Annotated in this window: 21 protein-coding genes and 1 riboswitch; of the genes, 20 read left to right on the top strand and 1 reads right to left on the bottom strand. The window is 49.4% G+C overall.

Annotated features, from left to right (window positions below):
- Positions 1 to 62 precede the first annotated feature (62 nt).
- The 16 genes from DWX26_RS07055 (at position 63) to DWX26_RS06985 (ending at position 15,128) form a co-directional block, all read left to right on the top strand.
- Positions 63 to 1,898 (top strand): cache domain-containing sensor histidine kinase, encoded by a 1,836-nt coding sequence (locus tag DWX26_RS07055; RefSeq protein WP_118601137.1) that lies wholly within the window; start codon positions 63 to 65, stop codon positions 1,896 to 1,898.
- Positions 1,895 to 2,845: a substrate-binding domain-containing protein gene (locus DWX26_RS07050; RefSeq protein WP_118601136.1), complete on the top strand. Its 951-nt coding sequence runs from the start codon at positions 1,895 to 1,897 to the stop codon at positions 2,843 to 2,845. The genes DWX26_RS07055 and DWX26_RS07050 overlap by 4 nt, the downstream gene beginning before the upstream one ends.
- 13 nt (positions 2,846 to 2,858) lie before the next feature.
- A complete protein-coding gene (locus tag DWX26_RS07045) occupies positions 2,859 to 3,908 on the top strand; it encodes a galactose ABC transporter substrate-binding protein (RefSeq protein WP_319638367.1) in 1,050 nt (349 codons plus the stop codon).
- 119 nt (positions 3,909 to 4,027) lie between these two features.
- On the top strand, positions 4,028 to 4,600 hold the full coding sequence (locus DWX26_RS07040) for a DUF6553 family protein (RefSeq protein ID WP_118595950.1): 573 nt from the start codon (positions 4,028 to 4,030) through the stop codon (positions 4,598 to 4,600).
- Positions 4,601 to 4,655: 55 nt separating this feature from the next.
- Positions 4,656 to 5,078: a PPC domain-containing DNA-binding protein gene (locus tag DWX26_RS07035; protein WP_055228550.1), complete on the top strand. Its 423-nt coding sequence runs from the start codon at positions 4,656 to 4,658 to the stop codon at positions 5,076 to 5,078.
- 202 nt (positions 5,079 to 5,280) lie between these two features.
- Entirely contained in the window at positions 5,281 to 5,778 is a 498-nt protein-coding gene (bilS, locus tag DWX26_RS07030; RefSeq protein WP_055220197.1) for a flavodoxin family protein BilS, read from the top strand.
- Positions 5,779 to 5,948: 170 nt separating this feature from the next.
- Positions 5,949 to 7,322 (top strand): MATE family efflux transporter, encoded by a 1,374-nt coding sequence (locus DWX26_RS07025; RefSeq protein WP_118601135.1) that lies wholly within the window; start codon positions 5,949 to 5,951, stop codon positions 7,320 to 7,322.
- Positions 7,323 to 7,639: 317 nt separating this feature from the next.
- Positions 7,640 to 7,954 carry a helix-turn-helix domain-containing protein gene (locus DWX26_RS07020; RefSeq protein ID WP_022461712.1) on the top strand — a complete coding sequence of 105 codons (315 nt, stop codon included), beginning with the start codon at positions 7,640 to 7,642 and terminating at the stop codon, positions 7,952 to 7,954.
- Between the two features lie 338 nt (positions 7,955 to 8,292).
- The gene (locus DWX26_RS07015) at positions 8,293 to 9,501 is read left to right on the top strand and encodes an RtcB family protein (protein ID WP_118601134.1); all 1,209 of its coding nucleotides are present in this window, start codon (positions 8,293 to 8,295) and stop codon (positions 9,499 to 9,501) included.
- 49 nt (positions 9,502 to 9,550) lie between these two features.
- On the top strand, positions 9,551 to 9,805 hold the full coding sequence (locus DWX26_RS07010) for a helix-turn-helix domain-containing protein (protein WP_117510109.1): 255 nt from the start codon (positions 9,551 to 9,553) through the stop codon (positions 9,803 to 9,805).
- Positions 9,806 to 9,911: 106 nt separating this feature from the next.
- Positions 9,912 to 10,064, top strand: coding sequence for a hypothetical protein (locus DWX26_RS16735; protein WP_158555015.1), 153 nt, complete (start codon positions 9,912 to 9,914; stop codon positions 10,062 to 10,064).
- Positions 10,064 to 10,603 carry a hypothetical protein gene (locus DWX26_RS07005; RefSeq protein ID WP_055220204.1) on the top strand — a complete coding sequence of 180 codons (540 nt, stop codon included), beginning with the start codon at positions 10,064 to 10,066 and terminating at the stop codon, positions 10,601 to 10,603. Before DWX26_RS16735 ends, DWX26_RS07005 begins: the two co-directional genes overlap by 1 nt.
- Before the next feature lie 8 nt (positions 10,604 to 10,611).
- Entirely contained in the window at positions 10,612 to 11,997 is a 1,386-nt protein-coding gene (locus DWX26_RS07000; protein WP_055228548.1) for a TrkH family potassium uptake protein, read from the top strand.
- Positions 11,998 to 12,044: 47 nt separating this feature from the next.
- Positions 12,045 to 12,701: a potassium channel family protein gene (locus DWX26_RS06995; RefSeq protein WP_055228547.1), complete on the top strand. Its 657-nt coding sequence runs from the start codon at positions 12,045 to 12,047 to the stop codon at positions 12,699 to 12,701.
- A gap of 11 nt (positions 12,702 to 12,712) precedes the next feature.
- Positions 12,713 to 13,483: a TrmH family RNA methyltransferase gene (locus tag DWX26_RS06990; protein WP_055228546.1), complete on the top strand. Its 771-nt coding sequence runs from the start codon at positions 12,713 to 12,715 to the stop codon at positions 13,481 to 13,483.
- Between the two features lie 175 nt (positions 13,484 to 13,658).
- A complete protein-coding gene (locus tag DWX26_RS06985; protein WP_022461704.1) occupies positions 13,659 to 15,128 on the top strand; it encodes a hypothetical protein in 1,470 nt (489 codons plus the stop codon).
- A 90-nt stretch (positions 15,129 to 15,218) separates the two neighbouring features.
- Here DWX26_RS06985 and DWX26_RS06980 read toward each other — a convergent pair whose 3' ends face one another.
- Positions 15,219 to 16,985 (bottom strand): DUF885 domain-containing protein, encoded by a 1,767-nt coding sequence (locus tag DWX26_RS06980; RefSeq protein ID WP_158580592.1) that lies wholly within the window; start codon positions 16,983 to 16,985, stop codon positions 15,219 to 15,221.
- A gap of 119 nt (positions 16,986 to 17,104) precedes the next feature.
- Positions 17,105 to 17,308: riboswitch (cobalamin riboswitch) on the top strand.
- 31 nt (positions 17,309 to 17,339) lie between these two features.
- Between DWX26_RS06980 and DWX26_RS16730 the strand changes: the two genes are divergently transcribed.
- From DWX26_RS16730 to DWX26_RS06965, 4 genes are all read left to right on the top strand, one after another.
- Positions 17,340 to 17,528, top strand: a complete 189-nt coding sequence (locus DWX26_RS16730; RefSeq protein WP_147398329.1) for a hypothetical protein — start codon at positions 17,340 to 17,342, stop codon at positions 17,526 to 17,528.
- Between the two features lie 59 nt (positions 17,529 to 17,587).
- Positions 17,588 to 21,358, top strand: a complete 3,771-nt coding sequence (locus DWX26_RS06975; protein ID WP_118601132.1) for a hypothetical protein — start codon at positions 17,588 to 17,590, stop codon at positions 21,356 to 21,358.
- Positions 21,359 to 21,437: 79 nt separating this feature from the next.
- Positions 21,438 to 22,802 carry an ABC transporter substrate-binding protein gene (locus DWX26_RS06970; protein WP_243030570.1) on the top strand — a complete coding sequence of 455 codons (1,365 nt, stop codon included), beginning with the start codon at positions 21,438 to 21,440 and terminating at the stop codon, positions 22,800 to 22,802.
- Positions 22,803 to 22,813: 11 nt separating this feature from the next.
- Entirely contained in the window at positions 22,814 to 23,875 is a 1,062-nt protein-coding gene (locus DWX26_RS06965; protein ID WP_243030568.1) for a FecCD family ABC transporter permease, read from the top strand.
- The last annotated feature ends 2 nt before the right edge of the window (positions 23,876 to 23,877 follow it).

Raw genomic sequence — 23,877 nt, 5'->3', positions numbered from 1 at the left:
GCACAGAAAGACTCCGAGAGTACATCAGGCAGAAAAGAGGGAACAGGTGAAAGGGAAAATACATGAAAGATAGAAAAAGAAATCCGGATTCCCGGAAGAATATCGCACTTAACATACAGTCGATCATCCTGTCTGTCCTTATGGCGATTTCACTGGTTACGATCATTGTAATGGGATTGCTGCTTTACCATCGATTCAAGCTGGCTCTGGAAAAAACAGCGGTAGACAACACGGAAGCTACCGTGGAGGCTACCGTAGACCGGTTAAATGCAGATCTGCTGGATATCCGGCAGATCCTGAACGGGGCAAACTACAACGTAGTCCAGCAGTTTGATATATCCAGCCGGGAATTCTCGGAGCAGTTCAGTCTGCTCTATGAGACCAATTCCGATAAGATTCAGAGCCTGGCTTTGTATGACCCAAAAGGAAATCTGATTGCATCGGAGCCGGTGGCGGCAGAAAAGAAAAATGTGAAGGTGCAGACGCAGGAATGGTATAAAAATGCGGAAGATGCCATTGAAAATATACACTTTTCCACACCGCATATCCAGGAGCTGTTTGAGGACGGCTCTTATCGGTACCAATGGGTCGTTTCCCTGAGCAGGTATGTAGATGTCAACAAGGGAGAGACACCGGAAACCGGTATTCTTTTACTGGATATGAAATATTCTGTGATCAGGGACGTGATGAAGCAGATCAATGACTGTTCCGGCGGAATCTACTATTATCTGATCAGTCAGGACGGAGAGATGATCTATCATCCCCGGGGAACGGAATTAAACCGTGGATTATTTGAAGAAAACAGTCTGGAAACGGCAAAATACGAGGACGGAACCTACGAGATCCATTCCAACAGTCAGAATGAGACCGTGATCGTCGGCAGCGTAGCCTATACAGGCTGGAAAATGATCGGTGTTGTGCCGGAGAGTGTGCAGGCGGCAAACTACAAGAACTTCCGTTACTATGTATTTGCTACTGTTCTGGTTCTTATGGTCATGCTTTTGGAGGGAAACCAGCTGGTTTCCCGGAAGATATCCAAACCGATCCGGGAGCTGGATGCTTCCGTCAAGGCCCACGAGGCAGGAGGAAAACCGGATATCTATATCGGCGGCTCCTCGGAGATCCGCCATCTGGGACATTCTGTGCAGAAGTCCTATGAACAGATCGAAAAACTGATGGACGAGATCATCCGGCAGCAAAATGAACGAAGAAAAAGTGAACTGGATGCCCTGCAAAGCCAGATCAACCCCCATTTTCTGTATAATACACTGGAATCCATCACGTGGATGGTGGAAGCCCAGGAAAATGAAGCAGCGGTTCGTATGATTTCTGAACTGGCAAAATTACTTCGTGTCAGTCTATCCCGCGGTAAGACCATCATTCCCATTAAGGATGAGCTGCAGCACAGCAGAAGCTATATGAATATCCAGCTGGCCCGGTACAAAGAGCGGTTTAAAACAGAATTCCGAATCGAGGAAGAGATCGAAAACTGCTGCATCGTAAAGCTGGTGATCCAGCCCATCCTGGAAAATGCCATCTATTATGGCGTTGGCAATATGGATGAGGATGATGGCGGCATGATCATCGTCAGCGGAAAAAAGAAAGACGAGGACATTCTGATCACCATCGAAGACAATGGGATGGGCATGCGGGAAGAAGTCCTGGAAAATATTCTGACGGATAACAGCAAGGTTCCGAAGCATGGTTCCGGTGTGGGCGTAATCAATGTGCATTCCAGAATCCGGCTGATGTTTGGCGAAGAATACGGACTTTCCATAGAAAGCGAACCGGACGAAGGAACAAGGGTTACGATCCGTATTCCGGCAATCCCATATACACCGGAAAACGCAGAAGCATTGGAATTACAAAAATACATACAGAGGAGACCGGGCGGATGAAAAAGAACAGAATGAAATTTCTTATAATTGAGTTTCTTTTGCTGCTGCTGGCAGTATTCTTTGTATGGAAGATTTTCGATCAGAACGTAGCAGAGCCCCGGATTGCGGTGATTCTTCCGGAGTCCGGTGACAAACGCTGGGATGCCCTGATCAAGGGAATGAAGCAGGCTGCGGCAGAGAACAACGTTCATATGATCATCTGCAATACGGAAGAGATCGACGGGCCGGAGGCGGAAAGAGAATTTATCAGGGAACAGAAGGACAACGATATTGATGGCTTTATCATATATCCGGCACCCGGTCATGAGACGGAAAATATGCTGAAAAAAGAGTGTGGAAAGAAACCGTATCTGCTGATTGCAGATGGTCTGGCGGTAAAAGAAGGGGAAACTGCCAGTCCCACGATCCAGCCGGATTACCGGGAGATCGGAAGATGGCTGGGAGAACGGCTGAGAACAAAAAAGCAGAAGATCGGAATTATCGCCGACTGGAAAATGTCCGAGGCTGTACAGGCGGAGATTTGTGGATTGAACGAGGCGCTGGAAGGCAGCGAAAGCAAGATCAGCTGGTGTATTTACCGGAGAAAAGAACAGGACATTGTGGAGCGGATGAAGAAGGAAACAGAGGCGGATGCTCTTGTCATCCTGGATGCAGGAATATTGGAAGAGTTTGGAGAGCAGGCAGAAAATGGAACATACGAGGGCGCGGAGCTCTATGGAGTGGGTTACAGTCTGAAGACAATTGCACTTCTGGATAACGGAAACATTCAGGGGCTGGCTGTGCCGGACGGATATGAAATCGGCTATAAAAGTGTGGAAGAAATAACCAAAAGGATCGAGCACAGGTCTTATAAAATGCAAGGATATATAACCGAATATCAGGTACTTGGCAAGGAAAATTTCTCTATGGACGAAGATTTAGAAAGGTTTTTATATTCCTATGAATAAAAAGAAAAGAAGGGTGGCAGTATTATTATCTGCCACGATAGGGAGTGCGGTGCTTGTGCTGTCGGGGTGTTCCGGCAAGTCGGACCAGACAGAGAAAACCCTGCGGGTCGGAGTGATAACCTACACTCAGGATGATCCTTTTATCAATGGATTGACGGATGAACTGAAGGCGCAGCTGAAAGCCATGGAAAACAAAGAACGAAGGATTATCGTATCGACAAAAAGCGGAAACGACGATCAGCAGGAACAGAACGAAAAGGTGGAAGAGATGATTGATGCCGGCTGTGATGTGCTCTGTATCAATCTTGTGGACCGGACAGCTCCGTCCCGGATCATCCGAATGGCAAGGAATGAAGACATTCCTGTGATCTTTTTTAACAGGGAACCGGTAAGGGAAGACCTGATGCAGTGGGAAAAGCTGTATTATGTGGGCTGTGATGCAGAACAGTCCGGGATTATGCAGGGCGAGATTGCAGAAGAATACATCAAGAGCCATCCGGAAGTCGATAAAAATCAGGATGGAAAGATCCAATACGTGCTTCTGGAAGGAGAAGCAGGCCATCAGGATGCCATCAGCAGAACAGAGTATTCCGTAAAGACACTGATGAAGAATGATGTTATACTGGAAAAGCTAAGCTATCAGTTAGCGGACTGGAACCGGGGACAGGCGGAAAACCGCATGAACCGTCTGATCAGCCAGTACGGAAAAAAGATTGAACTTGTTATGTCCAACAACGATGAGATGGCACTTGGGGCTGTGGAGGCCTATCGGAAAGCAGGCTATGTCCGTGAAGAATGGCCGGTGATCTTCGGAATTGATGGCCTGGAAGAGGCTCTGGAAGCCGTAAAGGCAGGAGAGATGCAGGGCAGCATCCTAAATGACAGAGTGGATCAGGCAAAGAAAATGGCGAAAATGGCAGTGGAGCTGTTCGAGGGAGAGGAATTTGACCAGGAAAGCCTGAAAGAAGGCCGGTATTATTTTTCAGAATATCAGAAGGTAGACGGCAGCAACATCGATGAGTACCTGAACGCAGAAGAGACGATTTCCCACTCCGGAATGTAAGCAGGAAGACTGCGTTTGCAGGCAGAAAGAGTAAGTAAAGACGTGTCTTTATTTTAAACCAATCAAGCAAGCAGCGAAGCGGATTGCGAATATCCGCCTGACAGAATGAGGAAAAACAGATGGAACATACATGGACCAAAGATTTTTATCAGGAGACAGATCCGGCGAAACGGCAGCAGATCTTAAAAGAACATATCGGAGAGGAGGAAGCCTGGGAAGAAGAATACCGGGCTCGGCTCTGGACGGTCCGATACGGACAACGCAGGCTCCAGAAGGATGAATTTGTCAAATGCCTGATGGAACTGAAGTATCTGGCGGAAGGAACCTCCCTGGATCTGGGAGGCGACAGAAGAAAGACGGGAGCCCGGATTCTCTCCACGTTGTGCCTGGCGGAAGCCATGCAGTCAGATGAGGGATACCAGAAAATTCTTGCAGATGAACTGTACAATGTATTCCTGAAATTTATTCAGGTCAGCAGAGGAGGCAGAGGATTTACCTCTCTGGTATTCGGCATGGGACAATTGTCCGAAGAAGGAATCGCGAAAAAAATCGCCGAACAGATCAGTGTGATCGCGTTCAAGGCACCACGCCTGCTTCACATGGAAAAAGAATTCACCCTGCTCCGGGAAGCCGCCCTCCGGGCATATCGGCAGGAGTATCCGAACAGGGAGCATTTTCTGAATAAATATTGAGGTTATTGCAGTAATGTCTGAAAAGTGACCGGGCGGAAAGAGAAAGGAGAATAAAATGGAATACAGAAAATTTGACAATGTTATAGTAGCAAGGATTGACAAAGACGAGGAAATATTGGAGCAGCTGAGGGTAATTGCCATAAAGGAGAATATAAAGCTTGCCAGTGTCCAGGCTCTTGGAGCGATCAATGATTTCACAGTCGGAGTATACAAGACAGACGAAAAGAAATATTATTCAAACAGCTTCCAGGGGTATTATGAAATTACATCACTGACAGGTACAATCAATACAATGGATGGAGAATACTATGCACATCTTCATATGAGTGCCGGAAATCAGAAGGGCGAGGTGTTTGGAGGACATCTGAACAGAGCGATTGTCAGTGCAACCTGTGAGCTGGTCATCACGGTAATTGACGGAAGAGTGGACAGAGTTCATGATGAGGAAACCGGACTTAATATTTTTAAGTTTAACTGAAGCTGCAAAGCAGCTATTCGGTTATGAGCAAGTAGCGAAGCGGATTGCGAATATCCGCTTGACTTAAAAGCCTGAGAGGAAATAGTGAGAAGCAACATCGGGATGCAGCGTAAGCGAAATCGAGATGTGATCTGAAGAGATAATACAATTTACGAAAAAGTGGATTTTCCACATAAATACCTGAACTGGAGGTGTAGGGGCTATGATAAAAGAACATTATTCGATCCTGTTTTGCAGCTTAACGGGTAATACAAAGAAGCTGGCTGATGCAATCTATGAAACGTTGCCAAAGGACAAATGCGATTATTTTGGCACAAACGATTCGCAGGTACCGCAATCCGACGTATGCTATATCGGATTTTGGACGGACAAAGGGAATGCAGACCAAAAGACATTAGAATTGCTGTCGAAATTAAAAAATAAAAAGATTTTTCTGTTTGGAACAGCTGGATTTGGCGGAAGTGATGCCTATTTTGAAAAGATTCTCGGACAAGTCAAACAGTCGATCGATGCAAGCAATACGGTCATCGGTGAGTATATGTGCCAGGGAAAGATGCCGCAGTCTGTGCGTGAACGGTATGTGAAAATGAAAGAAAACCCGGAACATCCGGCCAATCTTGATCTGCTGATTCAAAATTTTGACCGTGCTTTGTCACACCCGGACAGCGAAGATTTGGAAAGACTGAAAAAGTCATTATGAGATAGAAAAGTATGTTGTGCTTGATAAAAATAATCAGATAAGAGCAAAATTCGCGAAATGATTGCAATGGATCGTCAAATGGAATAGAATGGAGAGAAAAAAGAAAGGTGTGGAAAAGGCAGGGCTGGCAAAGCATATCCGGCAGATGAGGTCATGCAGAAGTAAAAACAATGAAAACTACAACAAAACAAACTCATTTATACAGTAACACGGATCTTCGCAAGCTTTTAATTCCGATCATCATTGAACAGTTACTTTCTTCCCTGATGGGAACTGTCGACACGATGATGGTCAGCAATGTCGGGTCTGCCGCAATTTCGGCAGTCTCGTTGGTGGATTCCATTAATATCTTAGTCATTCAGGCGCTTTCTGCGCTGGCGGCAGGAGGAGCGATTCTCTGTTCGCAGTATATTGGAAGCGAAAAACGGGATGGAGCAATCCGTTCGGCACAACAGGTGCTTTTTGTTATGACAGTTTTGTCCGTCGCATTATCCGCGGGCTGCCTGATTTTCCGTGTTCCGCTGCTGCGTGTGATTTTCGGGGCAGTGGAAGCGGATGTTATGAAAAATTCACAGGTGTATTTCCTGTTTACGCTGCTGTCATTCCCGTTTATCGGTCTTTACGATGCGGGCGCATCCATTCTGCGGGCGCAGAACAACAGCCGCAGTCCGATGGTGATTTCGGTGATTTCCAACTTTATGAACATCGGCGGAAATGCCATTCTTATTTTCGGCTTCCATATGGGTGTCGAAGGAGCCGCGATTTCGACTTTAATTTCGCGTATTTTCTGTGCGGTTGTCGTACTGTGGAAGCTTCGGGATGAAAGCAGACCGATTTTTGTGAAGCAGTATCTTTCCATTCGGCCGGACTTTGGTTTGATCAAAAAAATACTGTTCATCGGTATTCCATCGGGAATCGAGAACAGTATGTTCCAGTTTGGAAAGCTGGCGATTCAGTCCACTGTGTCCACACTTGGCACGGTTGCCATTGCCGCGCAGGCGATGACGAACATCCTTGAGAACCTGAACGGTGTCGCTGCGATTGGTGTCGGCATCGGACTGATGACGGTAGTCGGTCAGTGTCTCGGCGCGGGCCGGAAGGATGAAGCAATCTACTATATTAAAAAACTGTGCTGGCTGTCAGAAGTGGTTATCGTTGCAAGCTGTCTGCTGGTATTTGTGCTGACAAAACCGATTACGATAATCGGCGGTATGGAGGCAGAGAGTGCAAAGCTCTGCATGCAGATGATGATCTTTATCACGATTGTAAAGCCACTCTGCTGGGTCATGGCGTTTGTCCCGGGATACGGCATGCGGGCTGCCGGGGATGTAAAATTCTCCATGATCACGTCCTGCTGTACGATGTGGCTGTGCCGTGTGAGTCTCTGCATTTATCTGTGCCGCGTATGGGGATTCGGCCCGATCGCCGTCTGGATCGGCATGGCGGCAGACTGGAGCCTGCGGTCCATTCTCTTTACCATCCGGTTCAAATCAGGAAAATGGCTGAATCATCATTTGATAGAAGAAAAGAAACAGGAGAGCTAAACATCTTCTTCCGGTAAAAAGGAAAGCGCATATGCAAGAGAGTCGTTGAGATGAGATTTTTGACCGCGGCTGGAAGCCGTACCGGATCAATCACCTGAGCTGGTGGAAAGAGGAGCTTGCATCCGAAGAAGAGATGGAAGAGGGACGGAACAATCTTGCAGCACATGACAATCGGAATGTAGATGAAAAGAAAATCCTTTTGTATGAACAGATCATTCGGGTTGTGTAGAAACAGGAAGAAAAAACTGGATTTTTCCAGTACCGGATGATAAGATAAAACTGTGTTTCGGGATGGCTTAAACATATGGAGGTGCAGGATGGAACCAATTTATTTGTCAATCCAGCAGAAAGAAACTGGCAGCCGCATCAAATCCCTTCTTCGTGAAAGCGGATACACCGTGAGAGACATTCAGAATGCCATGGGTTTTGAAAATCCACAGGCGGTCTATAAATGGATTTCCGGCAAGTGCCTGCCAAGTCTGGACAACTTTCTCATTTTAAGCAGATTATTAAACACAAGCATCGAAGATATCCTCGTCATTGACGGGGATATTCCTCGTTTCCGAAGCAAATACAGAGAAATCCGAGAAAGATTAAACCGCTGGTATAATGACAAAATCGTTATTTTGTGATACAGTGAAGAAAAAGCAGAAAAAGAACCGGTTAAAAAGGTTTTGGAAAGGAAAAACAGATGTCAGCAGGAATACGTTTTGGCTACCGCAATTTAGAACATACCCCAGAAGCAACGTTTGTCGTCAAACAGCGTGGCTTTGTTTTGATATGTTCAATTGAGAAAAGCGACAGAACGGATTCTGTGGAATATGATACGGGAGGATCAAATTAGATGACCGCATCAGACAACTGGATACGAACGAAGAGGAGCCGCTTATCTTATGTTGAACACATGGGATAGGTGGCTTTTTCTATTAAATTTTTATATCAGAACAAATTGAGAAGGGAGAAACCCGGAATGGATCAGATCAAAATCAAAGGAAAAGTAAATACAGCCATCTGCTATGCCAGGGTCGTAGAGGAGGAAGCCATCGAGCAGATCCGCCGCATGTGCGATTATCCGATGACGGAAGGCTCGCGGATCCGCATCATGCCGGATGTGCATGCGGGAAAAGGATGTACGATCGGAACAACGATGACTATCCGTGACAAGGCAGTGCCGAACGTCGTTGGCGTGGACATCGGGTGCGGCATGTACACCGTAAATCTTGGAAGAGCCGAACTTGATTTTGCAAAAATCGACGAGGCGGCACATGTTATCCCGTCTGGCATGAATGTCTGGGAGGGGAGACAGGAACGTTTTGACCTGATGACACTTGCCTGCAGCCGGGAATTAAAAGACACAAAACGCCTGGAGCGGTCGCTTGGAACCTTAGGCGGCGGCAACCATTTTATCGAGATCGATGAAGCCGCCGACGGCACAAAATATCTCGTCATCCATTCCGGCTCGCGGAATCTCGGAAAACAGGTGGCAGAGTATTACCAGAATCTGGCAGTGCGGCTGGACCGCGGTTATGACGAGTACCTGGAAAAACGCGAGGAGCTCATACGCACCTACAAAGAGCAGGGCCGCAGAAAGAAAATCCAGGAGGCGTTAAAACAGCTGCAGTGGAAACCGGACGAAGCGCAGATGCCGGAGGATCTCTGCTATCTGACCGGAAAATATCTGGAAGCCTATCTGCACGACGTGGAGATCTGCCAGCAGTTTGCACGCCGGAACCGGGAAAAAATGGCGGAAATCCTGCTGGAACGAACCGGCCTTACAGGCACCGATGCGTTCCACACGATTCATAACTATATCGACACAAACGAGATGATACTCCGAAAAGGCGCAATCGCAGCGCACAAAGGAGAACGAGTGCTGATTCCGATCAATATGCGCGACGGCAGTATTCTCGCCGTCGGAAAAGGAAATCCGGAGTGGAACGATTCTGCCCCGCACGGAGCCGGACGGCTGATGTCGCGCAAAAAAGCGAAGGAAACCCTGGCACTGGAGGAATACCGGAAGAGCATGGAGGGAATCTATACGACTTCCGTCAACGAACATACCCTGGACGAGGCGCCGATGGCGTACAAATCACTGGATGACATTCTCGATATAGTCCGTGCATCGGTCGATGTCGTGGAGGTGCTGCGTCCCGTTTACAATTTCAAAGCATCAGAATAGAGGCGGAGGAAACCAGTAAAATTCCTCCGCAAGAAGGAGGAAGAAAAAAATGATGGCAATTCCGTCAATTGATATGGAAGCAACAGGAAGAAACATTACAAGACTGCGGCAGCAGGCAGGCCTTACCGTCCGCGACCTGCAGGAAATTTTCGGTTTCACCACCCCGCAGGCAATCTACAAGTGGCAGCACGGCACCGCCATGCCGGCAATCGACAACCTGGTCGTGCTGGCAGCGGTACTGAATGTGTCGATCGATGAGATCGTGATTGTGGAGACAAGAGAGCTTGTGCTTGCGAGTGCATAAACCTGAGAACGTATTTTACGCAACTTTAACACAATCTTCCCTCAATTTCATGTAGAATAAAAAGCACAGATTCCGTAGCTTTTCTACAAACCGCAGCAGCCGGCTTATGGTAGCAGAAGCACTCGGTGAGGCAGAAACAGCAGGCTGGATCGGGTTGGCTCCGTTGACTTTATATGTGCAAACTGATAAGATACTCATAAGTATGTTCTTAGGGGTATCTTATTTTTGTATTTCAAAAAGAAAAGGGGAAATTAAATAATGACAAAAAAGAAAATCATTGGCCTTTGCATCGGCGCTGTCGTTCTTGCCGTGGCTGCGGCCGGTGTGAAGGAAGGCAGCTGGCTGATGAAGCATCGCCGGATGCAGAATGAGTTTACGCATGAGATGAATGCATTCACGACCAAAACAAACGCTGAGCTGATCCAGCCGACGATTGTTGCGGAGGATGATATCTACGGCTGGTTTTTCCATGAGGAAGATGACGGGCTGTACATGAATCTCTATTACCGGATCAAAAACGAGTCCAATCAGCACGAAATTGCATCCAGTGAATTTCCTGTGAAGATCAAAAAGGAGCTTCTTGCGGATGATAAAGTGTGGAGCAGAACGACGGGGACCGCGAAAAATCAGGTTCACGCGGAATACCTGGAAGGAGAAGATGACATGACGGTTTCGTTTGACGTCTATTACCAGTGTGAGGGTTCCTGCGGGGAATATTTTGCGGATATTACCGTGACGGATAGTGAGACCGGAAAGCTCTACTACAGCAGTGAAGCAGAAAATGAAGCGGCAGAATAGGAGGAGCGATGGCCGAAAAACAAAGCAAAAATAAATGGCACACACCGGCGGAGCGGATTATGATGCTGGGATTTGCGGCGGTAATCCTGCTGGGAACGATTCTTCTTTGCCTGCCGGTTTCTGCGGCGGACGGGAAAAGCGTTTACTGGCTCGACGCCCTGTTTACCGCAACGACATCTGTCTGCGTGACGGGCCTTGTCACCGTTCCGACGGCGACGACATGGAGTACCTTTGGAAAAATTGTGATCCTCGGGTTGATTCAGTTCGGAGGTCTTGGCATCATGGCGTGCCTGACGATGGTGTTTCTGATCCTGCGCCGGAAAATCAGTCTGCAGAGCCGGAAATTAATTCAGGATACCTATAATCTGCCGGTTTTAAAGGGCAGTGTGGGCATCGTGCGCCGGCTTCTGATTGGAACAGCAACCGTAGAGATTGCGGGGGCGGTTCTGTATAGCTTCTGGTTTGTGCCGGAGTATGGCTTCTGGAAGGGAATCGGCTACAGTATTTTTCACGCCGTTTCCGCTTTCTGTAATGCGGGAATCGATCTCGTTGGCGAAGCCTCTTTTGCTCCGTTTGTAACGAACCCGCTGATAAACTTTACGACGATGGGACTGATTCTTTTGAGCGGTCTTGGTTTTCCCGTCTGGTGGGAAGTTATGGAGCGGGTGCAGGAGCTTGTGAAGGGAAAACGGCCCCGTAAAAATTTTGTGCGAGGATTCACGCTTCATACGAAACTGGTTTTAACGACAACCATGATTCTGGTGTTCGGTGGAGCACTGCTGATTCTTGCACTGGACTGGAATCACGCGCCATCACTTGGCAGCCTGAAACCGGCGCAGAAGGTCATGGCGGCTTTTTTTCAGTCCGTGACGACAAGAACGGCAGGTTTTGAGACGATCCCGCAGGCTGATTTCTCGGACAGCTCTGCAATGGTAAGTATGGTTCTCATGTTCATCGGTGGCTCCCCGATGGGAACGGCAGGTGGTGTTAAGACGACAACGGTTGCCATTCTGGTTGTGCTGGTTGCCTCCTATATTCGCGGAGACTCAGATACGGTGGCCTGGGGGCGGAAAGTGATGGAAGAAAATATCCGTACCGCTGTCGTCATTTTCTTTTTTGTACTGACGACAGTCTTTACTGCCACCGTGCTGCTGATTTCCGTAACCGGAAGCCCGCTGCTGGATTGTACGTATGAAATTATTTCTGCGGTTGCAACGGTGGGCCTCACCCGTTCCCTGACGCCGACGCTTCCTTTTATGGGAAAGGTGATTGTTATTCTGGTTATGTTTATGGGAAGAATCGGGCCGGTGACGCTGGCTGTCGCACTGCGCCGCAGAACAGGAAGAAAAGATGTCGATATTCAGAGACCGGAGCAGCGGATTCTGATTGGATAGTTGGGAAAATAAAAAACAGGACAGATTTCAGAAAACGAGGAAAAGAAATGAGTAAACAGTATGCAGTCATTGGACTTGGAAAGTTTGGTTTTTCTGTAGCAACGACACTTGCGCAGGCAGGAAAAGAAGTGCTTGCCGTTGATAAAGACGCTGAGCCGGTACAGGAAATTGCCGATCTTGTTACCTATGCGGCGCGCGCGGACATCACCGACAGCCGTGTTTTTGCATCGCTTGGCATCAGCAACATGGATGTCGTGATCGTCGGCATCTCTGAAAATATGGAGTCGAGCATCCTCGCCACCCTGCAGGCAAAAGAGGCGGGCGTGCCGCTCGTCATCGCAAAGGGCATGAGCCAGATGCATGCCAATATTTTGAAAAAAGTCGGCGCGGACCGCGTCGTGATGGCGGAGAGTGAGACGGGCATCCGCCTCGGAAAAAGCCTGATTTCCGGTGGCTTCCAGGACTTCTTCATGCTGTCGGATTCGTTCTCCATGGTAGAGCTTCCCGTGCCGGAAGAGTGGACGGGGCATAACCTCGAGGAGCTGGATCTGCGGAAGAAATACAGTATCAACGTAATCGCCGTCAAGGACGGGGAAGACATCCGTGTCACGGTCAATCCGAAGACGCTGCTCCGCGCAGAGGAAGTGCTGATTCTGATCGGCGAAAACAAAGAACTTGCCAAATTGATGAAAAACAGGAAATGAGGGGACCATTCATGATTACAAGCAGCAGCAATGCACAGGTAAAAAACATTATTGCGCTGAACAAAAAAGCAAAAGAACGCCGGGAGCAGGACGTTTTCGTGGCGGAGGGCTGGAAAATGTTCCAGGAAGCGCCGCGGGAATGGCTGAAAAAAGTATATGTGTCTGAGAGCGGCAGCAAAATGCATGAAATGCCGTCCGACGGGACAGAATACGAAGTAGTGGACGACCGCGTGTTCCAGTCCATGTGCGACACGAAGACGCCGCAGGGTGTTTTAAGTGTGATCCGCATGCCGCATTACACCGAAGAGGAGGTGATGGACAACGGAAAGACACCGCTTCTGATGGTACTTGAGGATCTGCAGGACCCTGGAAATGTTGGAACAATCATCCGCACCGCAGAGGGCGCAGGAGTCACCGGCATCATCATGAGCCGCGGTACCGCGGATATCTTCAATCCGAAAACGATCCGTTCGACGATGGGCTCGATCTACCGTATGCCGTTTCTGATCGTCGACGATGCGGTCGGATTTGTAAAAGGCTTAAAAGCGCGGAAGATCTGTACGTACGCGGCACATCTGCATGGCGTGCATTCCTACCGCGAGGAGGATTACACAAAAGGAACGGCATTCCTGATCGGAAATGAGGGAAACGGCCTGACTGATGCAATGGCAGAGGCCGCCGAGTGCCTGATCCGTATTCCGATGGAAGGAAAAGTGGAGTCGTTAAACGCAGCGATTGCATCCGCCGTTCTCATGTATGAGGCACACGGCCAGCGCGCATAAAAGAAAGAGCGTTACCGGTTTTCTTACATTTCTCTTAACCTGCCGGAAACCTACTCGACAGAACCGGTATTTTGAGCTAAAATAGAAAGAGCAGAGTCCGGGCTGAATTTCTGTCAGTCCGGTAAAACTGTAATATTTGCCAGAAAAGCAAAAGCTGTTTTGGGAGGAAGGAAAAATGAGTGAGAAAAAAAACATCAGTAAAAAGGAGCTCCGAAGAAGAAAGCGGAAGCGTGCGCTGATGATCAAAACAGGAATTCTATGTGTTCTGCTTGTCATCTTCGGCATTGGAATCTGGGCTTTGGCCGGAGGAACAGAAAAAATCCAGCAGAAAGCACAGGAAAAAGAGGATCAGAAAACAGCAGAGGTGGACGGTTCCGTATCGTCGGACAGCACGGGAAGTGCTGAAGCGCCGACAACGAAAGCACAGATTATGGCGGAAGCCGATGCACTTGCGCAGACATACGATTACGATGGAGCCATTGAAAAGCTCCAGAGCGTAGAGGGCGCAGCGACCGACGCGGATATCATCACAAAAGTAGCAGAGTACACCAGCACGAGAGATGCCTGTGTGCGCGTCAACGTCAACGAAGTAACCCACATTTTCTATCATTCTCTTGTAGTCGATCCGCAGAAAGCGTTCTATCAGGACAACGCACAGACCGCAGGCTTCTGCCAGTGGATGACCACCGTGGATGAGTTCAACGCGATCACCCAGCAGATGTACGACAGAGGATATGTCATGGTTTCGATCAACGATCTCGTGAAAAAGACCGTAGATGATGACGGAACCGTTCATTACGAGGAAGGGGACATTTACCTGCCGGAGGGCAAGAAAGCATTCGTTCTTTCTCTGGATGACCTTTCCTATTACCACTCTTACGACGGACGCGGCATTGCCAGCAAGATGGTAGTCGGCGACGACGGAAAACCGACCTGCGAATACATTCAGGATGACGGAACTGTTGTGACCGGTGCTTACGACTGCATCCCGCTGATGGATCAGTTTATCGAAGCGCATCCGGATGCCGTATACCACAATGCGCGCGGAACCGTAGCACTGACCGGCTACGATGGAATCCTTGGATACCGCACCGACGGTGATTACAAGACGAGAGAAGATCTGACGGATGATCAGGTAGCATGGCTTGATGCACACCCGGATTTCGACTGGGATAAAGAGTGCGAGGAGGCGAAAAAAGTAGCCGATGCGATCAAAGCAGACGGCTGGACATTCGCAAGCCATACCTGGGGCCATATCCGTGTCGGCGACAAACCGATCGAGACGATCCAGGCGGATACCGAGAAATGGCTGACGTATGTTGCACCGCTCATCGGCGGAAGCGATATCATCATCTTTGCACATGGACAGGATCTTTCCGACTGGCACGATTACACGATGGACAATGAGAAGTTTGCTTACTTAAAGAGTCAGGGCTTCAACATCTACTGCAACGTAGATTCCTCCCAGTATTTCGTTCAGGTAAGAGACAATTACCTGCGTATGGGACGAAGAAACCTGGATGGATACCGTCTGTACCAGAACCTCTACGGAGGCGGCGAGGACAGAACAAGCGATCTGTTTGATTCTGCCTCTGTTATTGATCCGCAGCGTCCGACAGATCCATCTCTTTACAATTTAGGTTAAAGAATTTTGAAAATGAAAAAGATCTCACAGAACTTTCTATTATTTATAGAAGAAAGTCTGTGGGATCTTTTTTTCAGCAGGGCGAACCGTTTACAGATATTTTTCTACGAGCGGAAACGGCAGAGGCCCGAGACGGAGCAGTTTTTCATGGAAACCGATCAATGAGAATGAGTCACCTTCCTGTTCCCGCACTTCCGAGAGGAGCTGCGAAAACGAGAGCGATCCGACACAGTATTTCAGATAGTTCGCCGGTGTCTCGAGAATATACTGATATAAAGAGGTAGCGGCCGACGCATCCGTGATGCCGAACTGCGCCAGAAAGGCTGACGCATCCGAGAGGAGCCATCCCTGGCTGTGGATTCCGAGATCCAGCAGCGAGCAGAGGGTAAGATGCACCGAGCGGTTCAGATACCAGAGACGGCAGAGCGCCTGCGTGTTTGCATCGAGATTACGTGCGGCGTAGCGGCAGGCATATGATTCAACGTAGGTTGCCCATCCTTCCACATAACCCGACGGCGCGTAGAGATGGCGGATCAGAAGCGGGTCGGAGCGCGAGAACGAGACGGTCTGGTACAGATGGCCGGGAAAGCCCTCGTGGGCAAGTGTGGAATACAGTTCGATGCCGGTCATCTCATCCGCGGGATTCAGGTAAATGGAGTTGGGTGAATTGATATCGGCGGGCGGTGTGAGATAAAAGGCGGGGCTTAAAAAATCCTTGAGGGAGTCATCCACGGTCTTTACTTCGTATGCGATACCCGAAAGAACGGGAAAATCTTCAGAAACGGCATTCTGCAGATCGGCAAGCATTTCCTCCGGCGTGGAGAACGGCAGCACGAGCGCCTGCTCGGAGAGGGAGAGCGACGGATTCTGATCGAGAATGATCTGCATTTCGGCACACTGGTCCGCAAGCTGCTGTGTTAAAAGGCGGGTCAGCTCCTCCGGTGAAGCGTCAACACCGACGCGGCTGCGGAGAAGATACGCATAGTAGGAAAGTCCGTCTTCCTGCCGGGAAAGACCGCCGGCGTTCTGCGTTCCTTTGCCGCGGAGTGAAGAAAGCGCATCGGAAAGAGAGCGGTAGGCGGGAAAAACACAGGAGGTAAGGAGTTTTTCATGCGTCTGCAGACAGAGATTCCTTTCCGCCTCAGAAAACAGTGAAGACGCCTGCAGTTTATTCTGAAAAACGGTGTGGAGCAGATGGCTTTCCGGTGTATCCGCGTCGGCGAGAAAAGCACTGCACTGGCGGATAATGCCATCGACCGCAAGGTCATTCTGAAACATGCCCTGCCGGGATTTTTCCTGCTCGAGTGCGATGAGGTCGGAGAAATAGCGCGGTAGATCCTGCAGGAGATGGAGGTAGTCGGCGATATCCTGCTGTGTGCGGAACGGGTACTCCGCGAGCAGAATGGGAAGCTGTGCCTGAATCCCGAGCGACGGACCGAGCGGTTCCGCAAGAAGGCTGGTGCTGCCCGGCATTTTCTCGCAGTCCAGCTCGTAGAGCAGAAGATCGAGCGTGATCTGATTTTCCGCGGAGAGGCGGTTTCGATGAAAGGATGTGAGCGTTGTTTCCACACTCTGCAGCAGGGCATCATACGAGGTGCGGTAAGGGATGGAAACCGTGCCGAACGAGGCGGTGCCGGGGGCAATTCCGCGGGAAGCCGGATCAGCGAGGGTATAGTGGAGCGTGATGGCAGAAGAGGTTACCTCGGAGTGGAACCGTTCCTCCACATACGCGGAAAACCGGCGGTTCTCACCAGGGGAAAAGAACGGGGAAAAATACCAGAACAGCAGGGCGAAAAGAAGTCCGCCGCACAGAAGCAGAGGGAACAGGATGCGGCGGTGCAGAGAAGCTGGTTTCATAGAATAGGCTCCGGTGCGGACAGTTATCATAAAGTATGTAAAAAATGCTGATTTTATGCGCTTTTTCCGTGGCCTTTCATTTGACTTTCCAAAACGGCTTTGCTATAATCAGTAACGAATGAAATAAGGGACTTTTCAGTGCGGAACGGATTTGAAAAAGAATCCGCGAAGATAAAAGGGAATCAGGTGGAAATCCTGAGCGATCCGGTCACTGTAAGCAGGGAGTGTTAGCTGCAGAAATGCCATTGTGCGAAACGCATGAGAAGGCGCGGCTGCCGTGAAGATCTGCGAGTCAGGAAACCTGCTGGAAAGGTTAGTGAATCGCTTCCGATGAAAGCATATATTCATGGAAAGATGTACGAAGCAAAATCGGACATCTGCTTTTTTGTCGCCATGCGTCCGAAAAAGAGCTTCGGTGGAGAAACTCTTTTGCAGAAAAAGCAGATGTCTGTTTGTCTTTTCGCAGAAAAAATGTGTCCTCAAAAACAAGATTACTTGCAGGGAGACATCATTGACGGGGACAGGCACCGCCCAGCTGCCTGAAAAAGTCAGACGGAATCCGGAGCAGATGCGCGAAGGATATCCGAAGAAAAGGAGAAGTTATGAAAGGAAATTCAAGCAAATTTCTGGCACTGCTGCTGTCGGCGTCCATGATCATGAGCCCGACTGCCAGCGTATTAGCAGATACGCAGGAAAAAGCAGCACAGACAGAAAGCAGCGCAGCCGCAGAGGAAGCGCTGCAGAGCGAAGAAACAGCAGAGACGGCAGAACCGGAAACAACACCGGCAGAAACCGAGAGCAGTGAAAGCACTGCAGAGACTCCGGCAGAAGAGCCGACGGAAACACCGGTTGCGCCTGCAGAGGATCAGACACCGGCAGGATCTGACGAGACCGAGACACCATCTGCAGATGAGGATGCTTCGGAAGATACTGCAGAGGACACTGCAAAAGACGGTGAAGAGACTGCCGATACCACAGAAAAAGAGCCGGAAGCAGCAGATGAGACTTCCCAGGATGCTAAAAAAGAAACACCGGCAAAAGAAGAAACCAAAGATGCTGTAAAAGAGAATACCAGTCCGGCGGCAGAACAGCCGAAAACGGAAGTAAAAGAAACAACCAAAAATGAGGCATCCAATACAGCCGAGGAGAAAGAAACAAAAGCAGCGGAAGCAGCAAAACCGGCAGATGGTGAGTATGAGACTTCTGCAGAAGCAACCGGAAGCATGTTCCGTGTGATTTCTTCCAGACTCATCGTAAAAGATGGAAAACTGAAAGCATCCATTCTGCTGAGTGGAACCGGCTATGATTACCTGTATACGGGAACAGCAGCAGAAGCTGCCGCAGCAGATGAAAAGAGCTGGATTGCTCCGACAGGAAGCGAAACCTATACGGATACGAAGACCGGTGCAGAAAAGACCGGATATCGTTTTGAAATTCCGGTGGAAGAGCTTGACAAACAGATGGATGTTGCCGTTCGCTCAGCCAAGAAAAAAACATGGGCTGATAAAACTGTTACGATCCACAGCACCGCTGCAATCCCGACCGTAACCCCGGAACCGACCGAGCCCCCGGCCCCGAGTGAAACACCAGGCGATGATTCTTCCGAGACACCAGTCAGCGTAGAAGCACCTGTTGTAAAGGACAACGGTCAAGCATTCAAAATGTTCCTCATCTCTGAGGCAACCATGATCAACAAGGGCGACAAACTTGTTCTTACCCTGAAAACAAACAACACATCGTTTGATAAACTGTATTTTGGAAATAATGATGACCTTGCAAAAGCACCGGTTATTCAGGGAATGCAGGAAGCAAACGACGGTTTTTCCTTTGCGTTTGAAGTAGATGCTGACAAAGCCGGCACAACCGTTCCGATTGTTCTTGGAAAGAAAGACGGAACCTGGTATACGAAACAGCAGCTTTACTTTGTGATTCCGGGAACGAAAACACCAGATGTTACACCAACCCCGGAACCGACCGTAACCCCGGAACCGACTGAGATCCCGGCACCAACCGCAACGCCGACCCCGGAGCCATCTAAAGTTCCAAATGGCATTTACAGCGGAACCGCCGAGACGGGTGCTCAGATGTTCAAAGTAGTGGCTGTGGAGCTGACCGTAAAAGATGGTGATATGAAAGCTAAGATCACCTTAAGCGGTGTTGCTTATGACTACCTGTATATGGGAACTCCGGAAGAGGCAGCTGCTGCAGATAAGAGCGCATGGATCGCGGGCATCGGAACAGCGGATTATACGACCGATGACGGACAGACCAAAACCGGAATGCAGTATGAAATCCCGGTAGCAGCACTTGATCAGCCGCTTACCGTTGCATCCCATTCTGAAAAACGGGACAAATGGTATGCAAGAACCATCACCATCGCATCAGCAAGTCTGAAAAAGACCTCAGATCTTCCGGCAGATGAGACAAACAAAATTGCAGACGGTATCTACGAAGCAACTGCTGAGACTGGTGCAGCAATGTTTAAAGTAGTCAAAGTAAAACTGACTGCAAAAGATGGAAAAATGACAGCACTTATCACCTTAAGCGGAGTAGGTTACAATTACCTGTATCTGGGAACAGCAGCAGATGCAGCAGCAGATAAGAGTGCATGGATTGCATCCAAAGGAAAAGGTGAGTACACCTTAAACGGCGAGACAAAAACAGGACTGCAGTTTGAAATTCCGGTAGAAGCACTGGATCAGGGCCTGGCAGTGGCAGCTCACGCAGTAAAGAGCGGCAAATGGTTTGACAGAACCATCACGATCGCATCCTCCAGCCTGAAAAAGACCGGAGATCTGCCGTCGGATGATTCCAACGATCCGAAACCAACCATTGTTCCGACCAAGACCCCAACCGTATCTCCATCTGAGACACCGGTTGTAAAACCGACCAGCACCCCGACTCCGGCACCGACCCAGAAACCGGCCGATACCAAACCGGAGCAGGAATCCAAATATGAGTCTGACTTAAGCGGCGGCACATCCAAAGTAGACAGTGCAACCACACTGGCAGATGGCGTTTACACACCAGACGGATTCTCCTTCTCCGGCGGATCCGGAAAGGTAACCATCTCCTGCAGCAAGATTACTGTAACGAACGGACAGGCTTATGCAACGATCGCATTCAGCAGTCCGTACTACGGATATGTAAAAGCAAACGGAAATAAATACATGGCAAATGTCAGCGGCGGAAGCAGCATCTTCACCATTCCGGTTGAGCTGAACAAGAACAATACCATCATCGGTATGACCACCAGAATGTCCGTTGCCCATGAGATTTCCTACAACATCTTCATCTCCCTGGCAGCAGCAAAGAAGGGCGGCAGCACTTCTTCCAGCACAGGATTTGTAAAAGCAGACGGAACAATCTCCACGATCAGCACCGATAACTCCAAGCTGGATACCACCGCTCCGGAGATCATGGGACTGGAATACAAAGCAGAGACAAAACTTGCTTACGCAGAGTACTTCAAGATGTATCATTACGACGAAGGCATCACCCTGCTGGAGATCGATATGACAAAAGATACCGAGCGTGATCCGGAGAAACAGACCGAGGACGACAAGAAAGCAGAAGATACCAATACCGCAGCAGCAGAGGATACCGCAGCAGCAACCGACGAGGAAGAAGCGGCAGCAGCATCCGATTCCAAAAAAACCAGCACTGAGAAAGCGAAAGATCTGACCGAAAAGACAAAAGAGCTGTACGAAGGCAATGTTGTCAAATATCTGATCGTTCCGAAAGATGTTGAGATTCCGGCAGGACTGGACAAAGATATGATCGTGATCCAGCTTCCGGTTGAGAAAACATACGTAGCATCTGAGGATGCCCTGAAACTTCTCGATGAGCAGTTAGACGCAGCAGAGAGCATCAAAGCAGTCGGCATGGAGCAGAAAGACTGCCAGATCGAAAACATTGCAAAAGCAATGGAAAACAAAAAAATCTCCTTCGACGGAGCATTCGATGATCTGGACTACAAAGCTCTGGTAAAAGACGAAATCGATTTTGCAATTCTTCCGTCTGAGTTCCTTCCGGGAAATGCAAAAGATGAGGAAGATGCTGATGCAGCCGACGAGACCGCAGATACCAAAGCTGAGGATCAGAAGGACGATAAAGACGATAAGACAACGGATGAGAAAGCAGACGAAGACAAGACTCCGGAAGAACTTCTGAAAGAGGAAAATGAGCGTCTGTCCGACACCGCAGAGCGTCTGGCAACCCTGACCATTCCGATGCTGGTTGACCGTTCCGCAGACGAGAAGACCGATCTTGCGAAAGCAGAGTGGCTGAAAGTCTACGGCGTGATCTTCGGATGCGAGGATCAGGCAAACGAGCTGTTCCAGCAGATGGTAAAGGCAGAAGAGAATAAATAAGTACAATAATTTGCAGCAAAAAATGAGAAAGGGCTGCTGCCGTATGGCAGCGGCTTTTTCTTTAAGAAAGGAATATCAAATGACAGGAAAAAACGAAAGAAAGCTGAAAAAATGGGCTGCACTTTTTCTTGCAGCAGCGATGTCACTGACGGCCTGCGGCAGCACCGCATCAACGGGAAGCAGCACATCGTCCGCGTCGGGCACTTCGGCAGTTTCTGAGAGCAGCACATCCACAGCATCCGCAGCAGACGTTTCCGAAAGCCAGACGGAGAGCACATCCGTCTCGGAAAGTACGGCTGAAAGTGAAAGCACCTCCGAAGCCACTGCTGCGAGCAGCACCTCCGGGAGTGATACCGCATCCGCGGATGGTTTCGCAACGACAGACGATGTCAGCGACGCACCGGACATCACCGGAATCACCATCGAGAGCAAGATGGTCCTGAATTACGCCGAGTGCTTTAACGTATACTACTGCACAGACGGCTATAAACTGATCGATGTCAAAGACGGCGCGCAGTATCTGCTCGTCCCGGACGGAAAAGAGGCGCCGGATGACCTCGATTCCGACGTAATTGTAATCCATCAGCCGCTGGAACGCATCTACATGGCAGCAACCTCTCCGATGGCGCTGTTCGATGCCATCGACTCCCTCGATACGATTCGTCTCTCCGGTGAAACCGCAGACAACTGGTACGTACAGGATGCCGTTGACGCGATGAATGCCGGAACGATGATCTTCGCCGGAAAATACAGTGAGCCGGATTACGAACTTCTGGTCAGTGAGAACTGTGATCTGGCCATTGAATCCACGATGATCCTCCATTCCCCGAAGGTACAGGAGATGATCGAGATGCTCGATATTCCGGTCTTCATCGACCGTTCCAGCTACGAATCCCAGCCTCTTGGCAGAACCGAATGGATCAAACTCTACGGTGCCATGCTGGACAAAGAGGAGGAGGCAGCCGACTTCTTTGCAAATCAGGCAAGTGTTGTGGAAAATCTGAAGAATTTCCAGAATACCGAAAAAACGGTCGCTTTCTTCTATATTAATACGAGCGGAGCTGCCGTTGTGCGGAACCCGGAGGACTATATTTCCAACATGATCGAGCTTGGCGGTGCGCGCAACGCCTTCCGTGATCTCCAGGACGACAGCGGAAAAACATCCGTGCCGATCACGATGGAGCAGTTCTACGATACGGCCGAAGATGCGGACTATCTGATCTACAACGCAAGCATCGATTCCACCGTCAAAACCCTGGACGACCTGCTGGCAAAGGATTCCATGTTTGCCGATTACAAAGCAGTCAAAGAGGGCAACGTCTGGACAACCGAGAAATCCATGTATCAGGCAACCGATAAAATTGCACAGTTTACCAACGACATTAACCTTCTGGTAACGGGCGGCGATCCGGATCAGATGGTATTCTTAAGAAAATTATCCTGATGGAGGAACGTATGTCAGAGAAAAAAAATATGACAGGAAAAGAGAACAGTTTCCATATGGAAAACTTCCGGCGCCGTTCGCGGTATGCCGCTGTGTTCCTGGTGCTGATTCTGGCGTTCGCCGCCATCACCGTGTTGAATATCAATTCCGGAAACGTAAATATTTCGATTCCGGAAATTTTCCGGATTCTGCTGCGGCGGACCGGAGAGGGGAAAGCGTACAATATTATCTGGAAAATCCGCCTTCCGCGTATTCTGATGGCGGCAATCCTAGGCGGTGCTCTGTCCCTGTCGGGCTTCCTTTTACAGACTTTCTTTGAAAACCCGATTGCCGGTCCGTTTGTTCTTGGAATTTCCTCGGGAGCCAAAATGGTCGTGGCGCTGACCATGATCTTTTATCTGGAGTGGGCGCGCAATATCACATCTTACACGATGATTGTTGCAGCATTCTTAGGATCCCTTCTCTCCGTCGGCTTCATTCTGCTGATGTCCCGACGGATCAAAAATATGGCAGGACTTCTCGTCGGCGGTATTATGATCGGTTACATCTGCTCGGCGGTCACGGATTTTGTTGTCACCTTCGCGGAGGATTCCGATATCGTCAACCTCCACGGCTGGTCACAGGGAAGCTTCTCCGGCATGAGCTGGAGCAACGTAGCGATCTCTGCGGCTGTGATCGGCATCACCTTTGTCATCACGTTCCTGATGGCAAAACCGATCGGTGCATACCAGCTCGGTGAGGCGTATGCGCAGAGCATGGGTGTCAACATCAAAGTATTCCGCATCGCGCTGATTCTGCTTTCGAGTATTCTCTCCGCATGCGTCACCGCATTTGCCGGTCCGATTTCGTTTGTCGGCATTGCCGTCCCGTTCCTCGTTAAACAGAGCCTCGGCACATCGCGTCCGCTCGTCGTAATCCCGGGAACGTTCCTCGGCGGAGCCGTCTTCTGTATGATGTGCGACCTGATCGCGCGTATGGCGTTTGCACCGCTGGAGCTGTCCATCAGTACGGTCACATCGATCTTTGGTGCGCCGGTCGTCATTTTCATGATGCTGCGCCGGAAAAGGGGGTAAGA

This window comes from Blautia sp. AF19-1, from assembly GCF_003479155.1.
In the GTDB taxonomy this organism is placed as follows: Bacteria; Bacillota; Clostridia; order Lachnospirales; family Lachnospiraceae; genus Fusicatenibacter; species Fusicatenibacter saccharivorans.
The sequence above is the reverse complement of the archived record's forward strand: the minus strand, read 5'-3'. Positions and strand labels throughout refer to the sequence as shown.

Coding starts and splice junctions, on each gene's coding strand:
- DWX26_RS07055 (WP_118601137.1), top strand. CDS start 63: ATGAAAGATAGAAAAAGAAATCCGGATTCCCGGAAGAATATCGCACTT.
- DWX26_RS07050 (WP_118601136.1), top strand. CDS start 1,895: ATGAAAAAGAACAGAATGAAATTTCTTATAATTGAGTTTCTTTTGCTG.
- DWX26_RS07040 (WP_118595950.1), top strand. CDS start 4,028: ATGGAACATACATGGACCAAAGATTTTTATCAGGAGACAGATCCGGCG.
- DWX26_RS07035 (WP_055228550.1), top strand. CDS start 4,656: ATGGAATACAGAAAATTTGACAATGTTATAGTAGCAAGGATTGACAAA.
- bilS (WP_055220197.1), top strand. CDS start 5,281: ATGATAAAAGAACATTATTCGATCCTGTTTTGCAGCTTAACGGGTAAT.
- DWX26_RS07025 (WP_118601135.1), top strand. CDS start 5,949: ATGAAAACTACAACAAAACAAACTCATTTATACAGTAACACGGATCTT.
- DWX26_RS07020 (WP_022461712.1), top strand. CDS start 7,640: ATGGAACCAATTTATTTGTCAATCCAGCAGAAAGAAACTGGCAGCCGC.
- DWX26_RS07015 (WP_118601134.1), top strand. CDS start 8,293: ATGGATCAGATCAAAATCAAAGGAAAAGTAAATACAGCCATCTGCTAT.
- DWX26_RS07010 (WP_117510109.1), top strand. CDS start 9,551: ATGATGGCAATTCCGTCAATTGATATGGAAGCAACAGGAAGAAACATT.
- DWX26_RS16735 (WP_158555015.1), top strand. CDS start 9,912: ATGGTAGCAGAAGCACTCGGTGAGGCAGAAACAGCAGGCTGGATCGGG.
- DWX26_RS07005 (WP_055220204.1), top strand. CDS start 10,064: ATGACAAAAAAGAAAATCATTGGCCTTTGCATCGGCGCTGTCGTTCTT.
- DWX26_RS07000 (WP_055228548.1), top strand. CDS start 10,612: ATGGCCGAAAAACAAAGCAAAAATAAATGGCACACACCGGCGGAGCGG.
- DWX26_RS06995 (WP_055228547.1), top strand. CDS start 12,045: ATGAGTAAACAGTATGCAGTCATTGGACTTGGAAAGTTTGGTTTTTCT.
- DWX26_RS06990 (WP_055228546.1), top strand. CDS start 12,713: ATGATTACAAGCAGCAGCAATGCACAGGTAAAAAACATTATTGCGCTG.
- DWX26_RS06985 (WP_022461704.1), top strand. CDS start 13,659: ATGAGTGAGAAAAAAAACATCAGTAAAAAGGAGCTCCGAAGAAGAAAG.
- DWX26_RS06980 (WP_158580592.1), bottom strand. CDS start 16,985: ATGAAACCAGCTTCTCTGCACCGCCGCATCCTGTTCCCTCTGCTTCTG.
- DWX26_RS16730 (WP_147398329.1), top strand. CDS start 17,340: ATGTACGAAGCAAAATCGGACATCTGCTTTTTTGTCGCCATGCGTCCG.
- DWX26_RS06975 (WP_118601132.1), top strand. CDS start 17,588: ATGAAAGGAAATTCAAGCAAATTTCTGGCACTGCTGCTGTCGGCGTCC.
- DWX26_RS06970 (WP_243030570.1), top strand. CDS start 21,438: ATGACAGGAAAAAACGAAAGAAAGCTGAAAAAATGGGCTGCACTTTTT.
- DWX26_RS06965 (WP_243030568.1), top strand. CDS start 22,814: ATGTCAGAGAAAAAAAATATGACAGGAAAAGAGAACAGTTTCCATATG.